19 protein-coding genes and 1 riboswitch are annotated in these 16690 nt (G+C 37.4%); of the genes, 6 read left to right on the forward strand and 13 right to left on the reverse strand.

Annotated elements, in window-relative coordinates; genetic code table 11:
• Positions 1 to 3: 3 nt before the first annotated feature.
• The 3 genes from BCF58_RS00950 to lpxK form a co-directional block, all read right to left on the reverse strand.
• Positions 4 to 459 carry a GNAT family N-acetyltransferase gene (locus BCF58_RS00950; RefSeq protein ID WP_185144815.1) on the reverse strand — a complete coding sequence of 152 codons (456 nt, stop codon included), beginning with the start codon at positions 457 to 459 and terminating at the stop codon, positions 4 to 6.
• A complete protein-coding gene (locus BCF58_RS00955; RefSeq protein WP_121459931.1) occupies positions 459 to 983 on the reverse strand; it encodes a TlpA family protein disulfide reductase in 525 nt (174 codons plus the stop codon). Before BCF58_RS00955 ends, BCF58_RS00950 begins: the two co-directional genes overlap by 1 nt.
• Positions 984 to 1143: 160 nt before the next feature.
• Positions 1144 to 2169, reverse strand: coding sequence for a tetraacyldisaccharide 4'-kinase (gene lpxK, locus BCF58_RS00960; RefSeq protein WP_121459932.1), 1026 nt, complete (start codon positions 2167 to 2169; stop codon positions 1144 to 1146).
• A gap of 132 nt (positions 2170 to 2301) precedes the next feature.
• On the opposite strand from lpxK, the gene truA reads away from it, so the two are divergent.
• From truA to BCF58_RS00985, 5 genes are all read left to right on the forward strand, one after another.
• Positions 2302 to 3036, forward strand: coding sequence for a tRNA pseudouridine(38-40) synthase TruA (gene truA, locus BCF58_RS00965; protein ID WP_121459933.1), 735 nt, complete (start codon positions 2302 to 2304; stop codon positions 3034 to 3036).
• Positions 3037 to 3055: 19 nt separating this feature from the next.
• Positions 3056 to 3400: a hypothetical protein gene (locus BCF58_RS00970; RefSeq protein ID WP_121459934.1), complete on the forward strand. Its 345-nt coding sequence runs from the start codon at positions 3056 to 3058 to the stop codon at positions 3398 to 3400.
• An 11-nt stretch (positions 3401 to 3411) separates the two neighbouring features.
• Entirely contained in the window at positions 3412 to 3999 is a 588-nt protein-coding gene (locus BCF58_RS00975) for a Crp/Fnr family transcriptional regulator (RefSeq protein ID WP_121459935.1), read from the forward strand.
• A gap of 77 nt (positions 4000 to 4076) precedes the next feature.
• Entirely contained in the window at positions 4077 to 4847 is a 771-nt protein-coding gene (locus tag BCF58_RS00980; protein ID WP_121459936.1) for an alpha/beta hydrolase, read from the forward strand.
• 126 nt (positions 4848 to 4973) lie between these two features.
• A complete protein-coding gene (locus BCF58_RS00985) occupies positions 4974 to 6734 on the forward strand; it encodes an ABC transporter ATP-binding protein (RefSeq protein ID WP_121459937.1) in 1761 nt (586 codons plus the stop codon).
• A 72-nt stretch (positions 6735 to 6806) separates the two neighbouring features.
• Here the strand turns inward: BCF58_RS00985 and BCF58_RS00990 are convergent, their stop codons facing one another.
• Together BCF58_RS00990 and BCF58_RS00995 are read right to left on the reverse strand one after the other, a co-directional pair.
• Complete coding sequence (locus BCF58_RS00990) at positions 6807 to 8588, reverse strand: M43 family zinc metalloprotease (RefSeq protein ID WP_121459938.1); 1782 nt, start codon at positions 8586 to 8588, stop codon at positions 6807 to 6809.
• Between the two features lie 68 nt (positions 8589 to 8656).
• Positions 8657 to 9271, reverse strand: a complete 615-nt coding sequence (locus BCF58_RS00995; protein ID WP_121459939.1) for a class I SAM-dependent methyltransferase — start codon at positions 9269 to 9271, stop codon at positions 8657 to 8659.
• A gap of 303 nt (positions 9272 to 9574) precedes the next feature.
• Between BCF58_RS00995 and BCF58_RS01000 the strand changes: the two genes are divergently transcribed.
• The gene (locus BCF58_RS01000; RefSeq protein ID WP_121459940.1) at positions 9575 to 9787 is read left to right on the forward strand and encodes a hypothetical protein; all 213 of its coding nucleotides are present in this window, start codon (positions 9575 to 9577) and stop codon (positions 9785 to 9787) included.
• Between the two features lie 58 nt (positions 9788 to 9845).
• Here the strand turns inward: BCF58_RS01000 and BCF58_RS01005 are convergent, their stop codons facing one another.
• The 8 genes from BCF58_RS01005 to BCF58_RS01040 all read right to left on the reverse strand — a co-directional run bounded on the left by BCF58_RS01005 (position 9846) and on the right by BCF58_RS01040 (position 16628).
• Positions 9846 to 11141, reverse strand: coding sequence for an MFS transporter (locus BCF58_RS01005; RefSeq protein ID WP_262696981.1), 1296 nt, complete (start codon positions 11139 to 11141; stop codon positions 9846 to 9848).
• 134 nt (positions 11142 to 11275) lie between these two features.
• Positions 11276 to 12028 (reverse strand): DUF3575 domain-containing protein, encoded by a 753-nt coding sequence (locus BCF58_RS01010; protein WP_121459941.1) that lies wholly within the window; start codon positions 12026 to 12028, stop codon positions 11276 to 11278.
• Positions 12029 to 12214: 186 nt separating this feature from the next.
• Positions 12215 to 13210, reverse strand: coding sequence for a T9SS type A sorting domain-containing protein (locus tag BCF58_RS01015; protein WP_121459942.1), 996 nt, complete (start codon positions 13208 to 13210; stop codon positions 12215 to 12217).
• A gap of 145 nt (positions 13211 to 13355) precedes the next feature.
• A complete protein-coding gene (gene ribB / locus BCF58_RS01020) occupies positions 13356 to 14006 on the reverse strand; it encodes a 3,4-dihydroxy-2-butanone-4-phosphate synthase (RefSeq protein ID WP_121459943.1) in 651 nt (216 codons plus the stop codon).
• A 93-nt stretch (positions 14007 to 14099) separates the two neighbouring features.
• Positions 14100 to 14225: riboswitch (FMN riboswitch) on the reverse strand.
• 175 nt (positions 14226 to 14400) lie between these two features.
• Entirely contained in the window at positions 14401 to 14760 is a 360-nt protein-coding gene (locus BCF58_RS01025; protein WP_121459944.1) for a DUF2200 domain-containing protein, read from the reverse strand.
• 4 nt (positions 14761 to 14764) lie between these two features.
• Complete coding sequence (locus tag BCF58_RS01030) at positions 14765 to 15310, reverse strand: dihydrofolate reductase family protein (RefSeq protein WP_121459945.1); 546 nt, start codon at positions 15308 to 15310, stop codon at positions 14765 to 14767.
• Positions 15307 to 16029 (reverse strand): hypothetical protein, encoded by a 723-nt coding sequence (locus BCF58_RS01035; protein ID WP_121459946.1) that lies wholly within the window; start codon positions 16027 to 16029, stop codon positions 15307 to 15309. Before BCF58_RS01035 ends, BCF58_RS01030 begins: the two co-directional genes overlap by 4 nt.
• Positions 16030 to 16097: 68 nt before the next feature.
• Complete coding sequence (locus BCF58_RS01040; protein ID WP_121459947.1) at positions 16098 to 16628, reverse strand: DinB family protein; 531 nt, start codon at positions 16626 to 16628, stop codon at positions 16098 to 16100.
• Positions 16629 to 16690: the final 62 nt, after the last annotated feature.

The raw sequence follows: 16690 nt of genomic DNA on the forward strand, positions 1-16690 counted from the left end.
ATATCATACTTTCAGCCGCATAGTGAGAAGGAGTGGCTCAAAGCCTGCTTTTTCATATGCCCTTACCGCGGGCTCATTCTGATCATATACATCCAGCCTGACTTCGGAAATTCCTTTTTCCTTTGTCCACCCGAGAAGTTGATCAAGAATTAATTGATTGACGCCTTTTCCTCTGTGTTCAGGCTTTACAAACATAAAGCCGAGATAGGCATATTTCTTAAAATTATAATAAGGCTTTCCGGATTCCTTTATCAAAGCATATCCTGAGGCAACGACCTCATTGTTTTCTTCAGCTACCTGCAATGTGGCATCAGGAGAATCAATTAAATAATCCAGATTATAATAGTGGATTTCTCCTTCAATCAATGTGCTGTCAAAAGGTCTTTCCGCATCCACGATACCTTGCTCAAACTTCAGGAGTGTTGTAAGGTCTGCTTTTGTAGCCTCTCTTATAATCATTATCTGGCATTTTTTAGCAGGTTGTCGATAGTTGATTGAATTTCCGGATCTTCCGGCGAAATAGCATAATATTTGGCTATAGCGGATTTCTGATCGATTACCATATATCTCGGAATCCAATTAAGATCTACATAATTATTAAAATCATTCTTCCAGCCGGATGCAAACCAATAATTATTCTTTTCTTTCATATGGAATCTTTCAAGGCTCTTATCGAAACCTTCCTTTGATCTTTCCAGGGAAAGGAACACAAAATCTATATCCGGATTGTTTTTTTCAAGCTCCTCGGCTTTTGGAAGTGCTTTTAAACAGTCTCTACACCATCCGGCCCAGAAATCAATTACCAGGACCTTTCCTTTATGTTGATCAAGAATTTGCTGTATGGTAACGCTTTGCCCCTCTTCATTTTCCAGTTTTTGGTTTAAAGCTTCTTTAGAAAAATTGGTTTTAAGAACTTTTGGAGTCTCCTGCGAACAACCCAGTCCAAAAATACCCATCATTAATAGTAACAATAGCTTTTTCATTTCAATTTCATTTTTGCAAATCTAAACAATGAAACGTAATTATGGCTTGATTTTGTATGAATTAGTAAAAATTTAAGAATTGAGAAATTCTATGATGAAAAAAATAACCGGCATCAAGCTGATGCCGGTTTATGCGATTTTTTTAAGGTCCTACTGTTTTCTAGTTTTTTCTGACGTAATCCAGGATGATCTGGTTAAACTCTTCCTTCTTATCAATAATGACATTGATTGGCCAGTAATAAACAAGATCTCTGAGATAATCAAAGGTTTTCAAACGAACATAATCCTTTTCTGTAGTCAGAATCAATTTATACTCTCCTAATTTTTTATATTCGGCAACGATTTTCTTAATATCATCATCAGTGAAATTATGATGGTCGCGGAACTTTAAATGCTTAACTCTTTGGGAAAATTTAGCCAGATGCTCCAATAATGGTTTAGGATTGGCAATTCCTGTGATGAGCAGAATATCATAATAATTCAGATTATTATCAGGAAGCATTTTTTCTCTTCCGTAAACATTTTCGTCATAACCGATTGATGAAAAAAACACTTTCTGCTTGTAGGAAGGCCTGATTCTGGAAATATAATATTGCTTGGTTTCTTCAGTTAATTCATCAGGACATTTGCTGACCATGATGATATCGGCTCTTCTAGACCCGGCTCTTGATTCTCTTAAATCTCCGGCAGGAAGAAGATGATCTTTAAAGTAAGGATCATTAAAATCCGTCATCAGAATATTGAAACCTGCTTTTATGGCTCTGTGCTGCAGGGCATCATCCAGTACAAGAACATCAAGGTCCATGTCGGCAATCACTTTCTTTGCTCCGGGAACTCTTTCTTCTGAAACTGCGATCACGAAACGGTTTTTAAAACGTTCAAATAACTGCATGGCTTCATCACCCACTGTTTTATAGTTGCTGTCATAATTAGTGATGTCATACCCTTTTGTTAGCCTTCCATAGCCGCGAGAAAGAACCCCGGTTCTGTAATGCTTTGAAAGGTATTGGGCCAAATACATCACCATCGGCGATTTTCCACTTCCGCCAACAGATAAATTACCGACGTTAATTATCGGTGTCTTGAACTTTGTAGATTTTAAAATCCCCAGATCATACATTGTGTTTCGGATACCCGTTACCAAATGATAACCGAGGGAAAAAGGAAAAAGGTACCATCTTTTCATACGTTTGCAAAAATAGGAATTTTAATAAGGATTTTAACTAATATTAACAATGACTTTTCAACATTTATTTTTGAGGGTCATAAAATGAATTGTCATTAAATTAAAGTATTTTTGTAGAGTTATTTTATTGCATTGAGGTACTTTATTGAGTTTTCTTACAACGGTAAAAATTATTTCGGCTATCAGATTCAGCCGGATGCAATTTCCGTGCAGGAAGAGCTGGAAAGAGGGCTTTCCACAATTTTAAGGGAAAAGATTACAACAACGGGAGCGGGAAGAACAGACACGGGAGTTCATGCCAGAAAAATTTTTGCCCATTTTGATACGCAACAGGTGTTGAATGACCAGTTGGCCCACAGGCTGAACAGCTTCCTGCCTCCGGATATTTCTATTACAAGGATTTTTCAGGTGAAAGATGATTTTCATGCCCGGTTTGATGCGACATACAGGACATATGAATATTACATTTCCTTGGAAAAAAATCCTTTTACACAAGATTTTGCATGGCAACACTGGAAAAGGCCGTTAGACATTCATCCTATGAATGAAGCCTGTAAAATCTTATTTGAATATGAGGATTTTACAAGTTTTGCTAAGCTGAAGACAGATAATAAGACCAATATTTGCAAAATCTACAAAGCGGAATGGGAACAGAACGGAAATGAATTGAAATTTACCGTGTCGGCGAATCGTTTTTTACGTAATATGGTGAGGGCAATTGTAGGAACGATGGTGGAAATCGGTGCCGGCAAAATGAAGCCTGAAGATTTACGAAAAGTCATTGAAAATAAAAACCGTAATTCTGCGGGAACTTCCGCACCTGCACAAGGCTTGTTCCTGGTGGATGTGGGATATGATTTTGAATAAAATAAAAAACTAATACTTTATGATGTCAATTTTTATCATGATCGGTGCCTACAAATATTATGCAGGCCTGGCTGAAAGATATGGGAAACCCAAATGGCAGCTCGGCATCTTAGCCATTGCTATTTATTTAGGCTTTCAGGTAGCATTTCTTTTTTGCTACGGAATATATAGGGCTCTTACAGAACCTGAATATCTGAATAACAACAATTACACAGGCTTTTCCCTGATCAATATTATAAGCTGGCTATTTGCTATTGGAGCAGTATACGGAATTTATAAATTGCTGGAAAAAAAGTTCACGAAAGAGAATCTTAAAAAACCAGCTCTGGAAATAGAAGAAATCGGAAGAAAACAGGAATTTTAAAATGTATTGTCATGACCGAAATCGAGAAATTGTCTTTTGCTTTACAGCAGTTTGCCGGTCTTTCGGAGGAGGAGTTTAAGCTGTCGGAAGATTTTTGGCTACCGAAGGCATATAAAAAAGGAGATTTCTATAATCTTCGCGGAACGGTTTGTACCTATTTCGGATTTATTGTAGACGGTGTTTTTCGTTCTTATACAATAGATGAGAAAACCGGGGAAGAGAAAAATGTTTTTTTGTATTCTGCTAATGGTTTTGTAGTGTCTTTCAAAAGTTTCATCAACCAGATTCCGTGTGATTATCATACTCAGGCTTTAACGGATTCTTCTATTATTTACATTCGGTATACGGATTTACTTTCATTATATCAGCAATCGCATCACTGGGAGAAATTCGGGAGATTATTGGCTCAGGAGGCTTTCAATGTGACTATGACAAGGATAGAGGGCTTTTTGCTTAAGTCACCGGAAGAAAGGTATCTGGACCTGATTAAACAGCATCCGGATATTTTCAATAATGTTCCTTTATATCATATTTCTTCCTATCTGGGAATCCAGGGACCGTCTTTAAGCAGGATAAGAAAAAGAATTTCAGGGAAGTAGTACGATTTTAACCGAAGTTAAAATTAACGTCATTTTATCTCCGCAACTTTGTCTCATAATTTAAAACAATAAATATTATGAAAACAAAAACTATCGTACTGATTCATGGATTATTTGTGAATAATACAAGCTGGAGAGAATGGAAAACTTATTTTGAAGCTCAGGGATATACTGTTCATACCCCATCCAATCCCGGACATGATGGAGATCCCGTAAGTCTGAAAGCCAATATTCCATCCGTATTAAAAGATGTAGGTTTCGATGATGTGGTGGATCATTTGGTGAGATTTATTGATGCGCTTCCCGAGAAGCCCATTATAGTAGGGCATTCATTTGGAGGATTGATGGTTCAGAAACTGATTGACATGGATAAGGCCGTTGCCGGAGTGAGTATCGACGGTGCTCCACCTAAAAATATGATGGCTCCTTTTTCCACCGTTAAAATTGTTTGGCCTGTGGTGAACATTTTCAAAGGAAACAATCCTTATCTGGGCACTAAAGAATGGTACCACAAAGCCTTTTTCAATAATTATTCCAAGGAAGAAAGTGACAGGCTGTATGAAATGGTAGCGGCTCCTGAAAGCAGAAAGCTGGCAAGGGATCCTTTGTTCAAATCTTCTGCTCAACTGGATATGAAGAAGTCTCATCAACCCTTGCTTTTTATTGCCGGTTCAAAAGATCAGATATTTCCGGCAGCATTTTCAAGAAAAATAGCCAATGCGTATCAAGATGCAAACAGTATAGTGGATTTTAAAGAATTTGAGGGGAGAAGCCATTTTATCTGTGGAGAAAAGGGTTGGGAAGAGGTAGCGGAATATATTCTCAACTGGTTGAGAGGGCTTGCATAAGATTCATATTATAAATAACTGATATCTGAAATTTTCTATGACTATTTTGATGAGGTAGCAACCTAATGAATTTTTAAAATCTTATTTTTGCAAAAGAATTTTTAGTTCTATTCATCAATTCGTACAATGAAAAAACAAGATACCTGGGCAATTATCAGAAGGTTGTTCTTTATCGGAATGAAGTTCCGTTCCTGGTTCATCCTTACCCTGATCATTTCCATCATATTATCGGTAGTTTCCACATACAGGCCTTATCTTACCATGCAGGTGGTGGATAATGATATTACAGGATTAAAGGACAAGGCCTTAATGATGAAGCATGTCTATATCCTCGTAGGCCTGGTTTTTGCGGAAACTGTCCTGAACTTCTTTCTGGTGTATTTTTCCAATTTTATCTCCCAGAATGTAATCCGTGATATCAGGGAAAGACTGTATGCCAAACTGATTTATTTCAAAACTTCTTTTTTTGATAAAACACCGATCGGGCAGCTTGTAACCCGTGCTGTAGGGGATGTGGAAACCATTGCCACAGTTTATACCGATGGATTCCTGATGGTTTTCGGGGATATTCTCAGGATTATATTTGTATTGGTGATGATGTTCATGACGAATGTGCATCTGAGTTATATTACACTGGCTATTTTGCCATTGATGGTTGTAATTACCAGGGTGTTCCAGAAGAAGCTAAAAAAAGCATTCGGAGATGAAAGGAACTGGACGGCCAATCAGAACTCTTTTGTGCAGGAAAGATTGGCAGGAATGCCGATTATTCAGGTTTTCAACAGGCAGAAAGCGGAATTTGAAAAATTTGATGATATCAATATCACATTAAAGGATGCTTTATTGAGAACAGTATTCATTTTCTCATTATTCTTCCCTGTTGTAGAGCTTATTTCTTCCCTTTTTATAGGATTTATATTGCTTTATGGAGGATATACCACTATAAAAGCGGGTGTTGTGATTGCTTTTATCCAATATATTTCAATGCTGATCCGTCCTTTGAGGCAGATTGCAGACCGATTTAATAATATTCAGAGAGGTATTGTGGGAGCAGAGAGAGTATTAGGCTTAATGGACGAGGAAAATGCAATACCTAATACAGGAAAGGTGGCAAAAGATCACTTCGATGGAAAGATTGAGTTCAGGGATGTACATTTTGCGTATGATGAAAAACAGGAGGTCTTAAAAGGAATCGATTTTAAAGTCAATCCTGGTGAAACGGTAGCCATTGTGGGGGCAACCGGGGCCGGAAAATCTACGATCATCAGTCTTATTACAAGATTATATGACATTAACTCGGGGAAAATTCTTATCGATGATATTGATCTGAAAGATTATGAGCTGTATAACTTAAGAAGTCACGTTGGAGTGGTATTACAGGATGTGTTCCTGTTTCATGGAAGTATTTATGAAAATCTTGCTTTCGGGGATGAAACCATTACTTTAGATAAAATAAAAGCCGGAGCCAGGGAAATAGAAGTAGACGAATTTATCGAACAGCTTCCGGGGGGATATGATTATGTGGTAAGTGAAAGAGGTTCATCCATTTCTCTTGGACAAAGACAATTGCTGTCTTTCCTGAGAGCTTATTTATCTGATCCGAAAATATTAATTCTGGATGAGGCTACCTCTTCAATAGATCATGAAAGTGAAAAGCTGATTCAAAGAGCTACAGAGAAGATTACCAAAAACAGAACATCCATTATCATTGCCCACAGACTTTCCACGATTGAAAAAGCGGATAAGATCATTGTGATGGACCATGGTAAAATTGTAGAAGAAGGAAAACATTTGGAGCTTTTGGATAAAAACGGATATTATGCGACGCTTTACAAAGCCCAATTAAGGCATGAAGTAGAGTTGGAGGAAGAAAACCGTAACTCATAAACCAGATGCATTATAGCAAATAAATAAAAAAGAGAGCTGAAAAGCTCTCTTTTAATTTTATAAAATGACCGGTTAGAATTTCAGCTTCTTGGTAATCACTTTGCCGTTTTCTAAAGTGGCACTTGCAATAACTACTATATTTTTTACATTCAGAGGAGTTGAGAATTCGGTAGCCTTAATATTAGACTGGTCGAAAAGAATTCTTCCTGATGCATCATATATCTTTAATGAAGAGATTTTGTCATCACTTTTCACTACAACCGTATGTTCTACTTTAATGATGTTGGTTTCGCTTTTCTTTATTTCTCTGGTTGCTAATGCATCTCCTGCAGTAATAGTTACCGAATAATCTTCCACCTGTCCGTATTTTGGAGTGTAACAAGAAGTGACGGCTGTGCCATTATAGTCACCGATTACCCTCATTCGTAAAGGAGTGTTGAGAACTGCACCGGCTGGTGGAGTTACAGAAGCTGTGGCAACAGAAGTATTGCTTACATTGCTTTGATTGAGAACCAATTCGGTAGTTTCATTAAACTGCCCGTCATTATTATAATCAATATAAGCTTTAATGATATGTGAATTGCTTGTTCCCGGAGCAACGGTAAGCGTAGTGGCAGAATTGGCCGAGATGTTAGTTTTTGATGTTCCTAAGCAATAATTGGCCGTAAAGTTTTCATAGAAATTATTGGTGGCTACCTTGTAATTGGTTGAATAATTATTAATGCTTCCAAACTTAACGGAAGTAACGCCAATATTGTAATTTCCCGGATTGGTAATTGATGTAGGGGCACAAGCTGTAGCTAAAGTCACCGTATTATTTGGAGGGGTAGTACTGGCTGTAGGAGAATTAATTAGGGATTGTCTGTACTGTAGAAGCTGAGCAATGGCTCTGGTTGTCTGTCCCTGTGTGAAAAGATCCCTGAAACAGAACGTATAAGACATCACATTTCTTTCTCCTCCTGCATACACCTGGGTTGTACAGGGATTGATCTGCCCAGTCTGGCAGGTATAAGGAATGGAAGAATGATAAAGACTTTTCATAGGTTCGGTATCACAAACCAAATCTCCTTCCAGTGTACAGTCTGCATTAGGAGGGCAGGCTCCGGTGCTATCATTGAAGCCTTCATGGGTATGTCTTAGTCCCAATGCGTGCCCAAATTCATGAGCTAATGTTTGAGCATTGACGGCAGAAGCGCTTGTAGACATGAATGAATAATCCAGGCTTCCTCCGGGATAATAGGCAAAACCATTTAAAGTTCCTGAATTGGAAGCTAGTTTTTTTACCACATAAATATTATAATATTTACTGGTATCCCACATTCCTAATGCTGTAATTTCAGAAGCGGCAACAGCATTCGTGGTATTATCACTGTTCACCCCGCCGCTTACATATTTTGGAAGATGGGAAGCGTTGATTCTATTGATACCATTTGTAGCTGTGCAACTCGGGCTTATTTTGGCAAAAACGAATTTTACAGGCAAAACAGCACTCGTTGCAGACATACCACTGGAAGAGTTTCCCGCGAATACACCATTGGTATAATTGATCCATGCAATAATATCAGCGTCAGACTTGTTATTAACGGAACCGATAGGGCTCCCGTCACCCACAACATGTACTACAACTGGGATTTCATAAATCTGATTTTTGTTGATCTGAGAGGCGATTTTTCCACTTTTGATCAATTTTGATAATTTTAAATTGAAGGCGTCATCCTGAGCTTTCTGCTCTGGAAATCTTTCGTAATGCTTTCGCATCAATTCATCAGTCCCGCATTCCAAAACCTCAATTTTTTGTGAGTAGGCGTGTGAAACTATCAATCCTAAGAAGAGAGAAAAGAGTAGTTTTTTCATAAAGGGTTTATATTTAAGCGATTAGATTTTAAAATTCTAAAATAAGTGAAATATTTAAAATGGACAAATTAAAGTTTTTTGAAACGGCAGAATATAAAATTCTGTATGGTATTGAACGGGGTAGTATGATCTTCTGTAAAGCAGTCTAATTTTTCAAAACTGTCTTGGAACAGGCTGTCGAGTGAGGATTCATCATATTGCTGAATATCCAGTCCGCTGCATTTTGTAGGTCCATTGGTTGAAAAAGTTCCCAGAATGATATATCCGGTTACATTGTCTTTGGTAATCTGCAGGTATTTCTGAACCTGTTCCTGTTGGGTTAGAAAATGGAATGCCGCTCTGTCATGCCAAATATCGTAGGTTTCTTTAGGGTTGAATTCTGTAACATCTGCTTCAATCCAGGTTACTTTCCCTGCGTGAACTCCTAAACGTTGTTGTGCCCTTTCCAAAGCTTTGGCTGAAATATCGAGTACCGTGATGTTCTGATAGCCTTCCTCAAGCAGAAAATCGACAAGATGGCTATCACCTCCACCGATATCAATTATGCTGGCTTCTTTTCCTAATCCGCAAGAGTGGATGAGGTTAAGTGATGTTTGTGGTTTTTCCTGGGTCCAGCTTACTTCTTTAGGAGTTTTGGTTTGATAGACTTTTTCCCAGTGGTCTTTTTTTATGTTCTCGTTCATGATTACGATGTAAGTGTTTCAAAAATAAAATATTTTCTTTTGAAATGTACCAATAATGGGAATATTGTAAAATGAAGTACTCATTATAGGGTTAGGCTTTGATATTGTAGTAAATGTATGAATTGTTCTATTGAATGTTTTATTTGGGTGGTAATTCCGCAAAAAGATATAAATAATATTGATAACCCTTGATTATTTGGTGGAAATTGTTTAATTTTATTTAAAATTAGATTTTGTCCCTGTCAAAATTATGGGATGTTTGTCTTTTTGTTATTTAATATTTTAACTAAACCCAATTTATAGATGAACAATATCCAAGATGAATTTCAAATGCTGAAAGACGAATTGAAGAAACTGAACATTGATGTACAGAAGATTGTGAAAGTGGGAAATGGAAGTATGGATTTCCATGAGGTTTTTTACAGATCTCCAAGATATGATGAGGTAAAAAGTGTATATGTACAACGCCATACGATGGATCATCTGATTGAAAAATTCAAACAAGTTTACAGTTAAAAAATAGCCGCGGCTCAGAAGAATTCTGAGCCGCGGTTTTTTAAGTCTATGGCTTATCTTAATCTTTATCCAGCTCAGAGTTGTCTTTAGTATCCTTCATTCTGGAATATACCACTAGAGAAAAGAAAATACATGCGGTAATATACCAGTAGAAATAATGTTCCATTTCCATTTGCTTGAGCCATAATGCGATATATTCTGCACTTCCCCCGAAAATAGCTACCGTTAAGGCATAAGGAAGCCCCACGCCAAGAGCTCTCACTTCGGAAGGGAATAATTCTGCCTTTACCACAGCGTTGATGGAAGTATAACCACTGACGATAATCAAAGCGGCCATGATCAGAAAAAATGCGCCCCACATGGAAGTGGTAGCACTTAATGCGCTCAGAAGAGGGTAGGTGAACAGGGTTCCTAAAATCCCAAAACTTAAAAGCAGTGGCCGTCTTCCAATTTTGTCTGATAATGCTCCGAATACAGGCTGCAGGCATGCAAATATGAAAAGCGAAATAAATGAAATGAGGGTAGACTGCTCTTTGGTAAGGTGAACCGTGTTTACCAGAAATTTCTGCATATAAGTCGTATAGGTATAAAAAGCTAAAGTTCCTCCTAACGTTAATCCTACAACGGTAAGTAAAGCTTTTGGGTGCTTTAAAAGTTCTTTAAGGGTACCTTTTTTCTGTTCACTGACTTCTTTTTTATTTTCAAAAGCTTCGGTTTCATGAAGGCTTGACCTCAAATATAAAGCGATGACAGAAAGCATGGCTCCAATGATAAAAGGAATTCTCCATCCCCATTCTTCAAGCTGGGACTCAGTTAACAAAAGTTTTTGCAGGATTAGCTGAATACCTAATGCAATAAGCTGTCCGCCAATTAATGTCACATACTGAAAACTGGAATAAAACCCTCTCCGGTCTTCGGTGGCCATTTCGCTCAGATAGGTTGCGGAGACACCATATTCGCCACCTACACTCAAACCTTGTAATAATCTTGCAAGCAGCAATAATGCGGGAGCCAGAACACCAATAGTTTTATAGGTTGGAGTAAAAGCGATCAGTAAAGAACCAAACGACATCAGTAACACGGAAAGTGTCATCGCTTTTTTTCTCCCGATTTTATCGGCAATGCTGCCGAAAAGCCAACCACCTACGGGTCTCATTAGAAAACCGACGGCAAAAATCCCTGCAGTATTCAATAACTGTGCAGTAAGATCCGAATCCGGAAAGAAGGAATGGGAAAAATAAATGGCAAAGGCTGCATACGCATACCAGTCATACCATTCAACGAGATTTCCGATAGAACCTCCTATAATTGCTTTGATTCTTTGGGCCGTGGTGATTTGTGATGAATTCATCATTTTTCTAATAGTCGTATTTTGTAGAAGCGCTAAATTTGTGCTGGTTCATTAGTTTGTGCAAATTAAAGGTTTTTATAAGAATATAAAAACCGTTCCTGATTGGAACGGCTGCATTTTTATTAAATTTAATTTTTCTAAAATCTATATCCAATCGACAATCCGCTTCTGAATCCTGCCCATGGACCGTCCACTTTTATTTTTGCTCCGTTGGCATTGGTTTCTACCGTATAATCTACAAAAGGAATGTCGAGATTTTCAATTTCTTCTTTCAGTTGAGCCTGCATATCCGGGGTAAGAACAACATCGCTGGTTAAGTTGAAATCTCCTTTTCCGCTTCCGTAATGGGCTCCGGCAATCCACAAGTCTAAGACAAGATTCTGGCTTTTGGTTAAGAAAAACTGTACACCAACCATGAGTCCGCCACTGTTTCCGTTGGTACTTCCGTTTCCTTTAAGAGGAATCCGGTAGGTAACTCCGTTGGTGGCATTGTAGTCATAATAAAAATCAAACGTGTTGGAGGTCACTTTTGAATACCGGTAGTAGGGAGCAAAATAGAAACCCTTGCCGTATCCCTGTCCTATGTAAAAACGGGGTTCAATTGTAAAATTGGTAGCTTTTACTCTAAGATTCTGAAACCGGTTTTCATCTTCGTCGCTTAAAAACGCATTGATGAAAGGAACTTTTCCCTCTGTCATGGTTCCGAAACCGACATTTACTGAAAACCATTGGTTAATGGCTCTTTCATAAGATAAATTGATATTCCTGAATACATATCCCGTGACATTGGTTTTTACGATATTCATTTTTTCCGGGGAAGCCGTCCCTGATTCCTGTGCGGCAGCTTCAAAAGAGAATAATGAAAGGATGATAAGAAGGCTTTTTTTCATGACCCTGTATTTTCATTAAACATAAGTGATAAGTGCGTTATGGAAATGAAAGCAAAAAACGGGCAAATAATTCAAGTCTATATAAACATAATGTGAAATTGGAGATAATTTTCTAATAATAAATTATTTTTTTTGCAATAAAAAATCCGATCATCATGATCGGATCTGATATGTTTACTAGCATAATTATTTCTTGATGAACTTCATTGCTTCTGATTTTCCTTCTTTTCCTGAAATTTCAATAAAGTAGTTAGCTTGTGGTAATTCCGATACTTGTATTCTTCCGGAAGTAATATCTGCTGTTTTTATTAATCTTCCATCCAATGTGTAAACATGGGCAGTAGAGTATTTTCCCGTATTTCCTCTGAATTCTATAAAATCCTGTGCCGGGTTAGGATAAATTCTGAAGCTTTCCTTTTTTACGGTGTCAATAGCAGCCAGGTAAACTTCAGCTAAAGCCTGTGCCCCGTTCGTTGTTTGATTGATGCTCAATAAAGGAACATTAATGTTTCCATTGGTAGAGCTTAATAGAGCAAATTTATGAGTGGCATCATAGTACGAGTAAGCCGTATTGATAATTGTTCCTATCGGGTTAGAATAGATCACATCAAAAGAAGCGTACAGATTAAAATTCTGTACAGATTTTATCCTGATAACATTGGTATATGTTTTTGATCCGATAAGCAAAGTTCCGTACGCATCAGCAGTCGTAGTAATGGTTCCTTTAAACAGCCCGGAAGCTGCTGTAGAAGAGAAAGTACCTCTTGCATTATCCGTTTCCGAATGCCCGAAAGCTGCAGGGTATGTAATAAATGTACCGTTGTCCGCAGAAAAGTTTAAGGTAGCATCAGGAGTAACTACTCCGGTTATTTCCAGCTTGGTGGCAGATGATTTGTAAAGAATGGTGTTCCCTGTTGCTACCATTTTAATATTGGATCCCGGAAAAGTGGATATTTCCGTAGCAGTGGGAGCTGCATAGGTGGTGTTGCTTGCCGTTCCCTGCGTTAACCCAGTATTCATAAAAGTAACTCCGTTCCCTGTTGCAGAATTATCTACAGTTCCGTTCACGGTGTAGCCGTTTACCGCGTCACCCACAACGGGATCATTAAAGGCTTTGGTAATAGTTGTTTGCGCAGATAGAAGACCACAACCAGCCCATAAAAGAAGTATAGTTTTTTTCATAAGGTTTATTTTTGCTAAAGATAGGAATATTGCATACAATTAGGGATGTATTTTTTAATAATAAGTGAATTTTATTATTAATCTTATAAAATAAAAGCCGTTCAATCTAAATGAACGGCAATAATCTGTGCGTTAAATGCTATTTTTAATTTTGGCTGATTTTTGTTTTACGGTAAGAATAAATATCTTCAATCGTAACGACGCTCATCTGCTTTTTTACGGCAAAATCCACAATCTCAGGAAGCCTTGCCATGGAACCGTCTTCATTAGTCAGTTCACAAAGCACGGCATCTTCCCCGAGACGCGCCAGTTTTACCAGGTCCACACTTCCTTCCGTATGGCCTCTTCTTTCGAAAACGCCATTTTTTCTGGCTATTAAAGGAAAAATATGTCCGGGACTTGCAATGTCTTCTGCCTGAGCACTTTGAGAGGTTGCTGCTTTGATTGTTGTTACACGGTCTTTCGCTGAAACTCCTGAAGAAACCCCTTCTTTAGCCTCAATGGAAATAGTGAATGCTGTCTGGTTTTTGCTGGTGTTGTTTTCTACCATCGGACGAAGATTAAGATATCGGCTTTTTTCTTCGGAAATGCATAAGCAGACAATACCGCTGCATTCGCGGATCAAAAGTGCCATATCCTGTTCTGTGATGGTGGAGGCCGGAAAGATGATGTCGCCTTCGTTTTCACGGTTTTCATCATCTACTAAAATAATGCCTTTGCCTTGTTGTAGTTTCAGAAGTGCATTTTCTACACGTTCTGTGGAGGTAGATCCGAATGTTTCTAATAATGTTTCCATGCTGTATTTACTTTTAAAAGTTAAATAGCTCTTCGGTACATGGAAATGAAATACAATACGATAAGTCCATCGAAATAGTCTTACCGATTGCTCCATTTTCTTCTCCCATCCAGACTGTAACTGTCGGTTTTGGAATTCCACCAAATCAGTCCCTTCAAACGAAAGGAGTCGCGGACTGTAACCGCCGGTAGGGAATTTCACCCTGCCCCGAAGAAAACTTATCCTAAGTTTTACTGTTTGTTTTAATTAATTTTTTATTTCATTGATTTTGATTTAACGCACAGACTGCTAATTTCGGAAAGTTTTTTGAGATGGGGAAGAGGTTCTAGAGGGATTTTAAAGTTTGAGAAATAAAAAAAACGTTCTGTTTTTAGAACGTTTTTTATGAGTTTGGTTATTTTCTTAATATTTTCTCCATTGCTTTTCCTTTGGCCAATTCATCAATTAATTTATCCAGATAACGGATATTCCTCATCAATTCCTCTTCAATATCTTCCACACGATATCCGCAAATAACGCCTTTGATCAATGAAACATTAGGATTGATTTGGGGAGCCTGCTCAAAGAATGTTCTGAAATTGGTTTTATTATCCAGATGTTCCCGGAAACTTTTTTCATCATATCCCGTCAACCAGAATATGATTTCATGCACTTCTTCTTTTGTGCGTCCTTTCTTTTCTGCCTTTTCAATATAATGCGGATAAACGCCTGCAAAAGACATATTGTAAACTCTTTCGTAATTTTTATTTTGCATGGTTTTATTTTAAAGGTTCATAAATCAATTGTACTACTCCGGATTTAAAAACATTTGCTTTGATTAATTGTAAATTCAATCGGTCTTTCAGGTCTTCAAACAAAGGTTTTCCTTTTCCTAAGGCAATCGGATGAACGGAAATCCTGTAGATATCAATAAGATTCAGATCAATAAATGTTTTAATCAGGCTTGCTCCGCCATATAGCCAGATGTCTTTTCCATCCTGCTTTTTTATCTCAGCAACGGTTTCAGCAATATCGGAATCAATAAAGACCGCATTTTCATTTTCTCTTTTCTGGGTGGAAAACACGTATTTATTTTTTGCATGAATGACTTTCCAGAGATTGTTTTCTTCCGGACCTGCATTTTCATCCGGACGATAATTTCCCCACATGTCATAACTTACTCTTCCATAGAAAATAGTGTCAATAGTTGAAAGAAAGCCGTCAAAATCCATATCATCATCCAGGATGCACCAGTCGATTTCCCCATTGGGTCCTTCTATAAATCCATCTAAGGTTACGGCGAGGTCCAGGATTACTTTTTTCATTTTAATTGGTTTTTTTTCATTTTAACCAAAGGAGTTCTCATTACATCTTTTTTACCCTTTTTGCTTGGATAGTATAAGGATTTTCCGTCCAGAATAAAAAACTCATCTTTGATGATATCTTCATCGTATGGAATATCTTCTATTTCAAATTCAAAAACATTCGAATTCGGATTACTTTTTGTAAAAACAATATAATCGTTCAAATTATGGGTCATAAAGCCAATTTGTGAAAAATCTTTTTTTGAAATGGTTACAGCATGATTGCTGTTGAGTATTTTTTGTTTTCTTACAGGTGGACCCCATGCACAACTGGATAAGGGAGTTTTGGAAATATGGATATAATCGTTTTTCTTATCAAAATAAACGGTAGCCATTTGAAAGGTTGTACTTTTTGTCCCGGAGTTGTACTTAGGAATATAATTAATTGTAATGGTTATAGAATCAGAATCAATTTTAAAAGATTCCTTCATTCTTACTTTAGCAAACTCTTTTTTGATTTTTGGGTTTAATAGAACCTTGTTTTGGGAAAGCTCCCATTTCCCATAATATTCTCTCCCTAAATTAGTATAGATAAATGTAGAATCAGATTTAAGTTCAATGTAATTTCTGTAAGAGCTTAGGTTTCCCATTACTCCCTCCTTATAAATCCCTGTAATCTCTTTATTTTGTGAATAAAGAACAGAGTGAATGAGAATTAAAATAAGAAGAAGATTTTTCATTCGTGAAATTTTATACGAATATAAAAAAATCGTTCTGTTTCCAGAGCGGTTTTCGGTATAATAGAAGCTTACATTGTATTTACAGAGCCGGCTGCCACATCCACATCTTTATAGATGTTCCAGAAGTTATAATCCGTCATTGGAGCATCGGTGATTCCGACGTTTCGTCCCATGGTTACGATCTGTCCCCGGTGATATGTTCCGTGCATCACGATATGCTGAATGTACTCATATTTGGAAAAATCACATTGAAACCATTGTGATTCTATTTTTACGTTTTTTGCCAAGTCCTCTTCAGAAAGGCTTCCCACATATTGCATCAACTTTTCCGAATTGTTTTTTATTCCTGAGAAAATTTCATCCCTTGTTGTCTTAGCTGAAATTTCGGTGAAATTAAAATCATTATTTTCTGCAATGTGGCTCCACCAGTATTCCTGAGTTTGCCAGATATGATGTAATGTGGCCAAAATAGTCGGGAAACTTGAAATGACTTCCTGATTAAGCTGTTCATCAGACTTGGTGGAAAGCCAGTCGAGGTACTTATTCACCACCCAGTTGTTGTATTGCACAGTGTGGGTGATTAGGGTTTTTAGATTCATGATCGTAATATTTTGTTTTAATGCTTTGTTGTATAAAATTAAGTAAAATAATAAGCGTATTG

The sequence above is a fragment of the Chryseobacterium defluvii genome, assembly GCF_003634775.1.
GTDB lineage: Bacteria > Bacteroidota > Bacteroidia > Flavobacteriales > Weeksellaceae > Chryseobacterium > Chryseobacterium defluvii.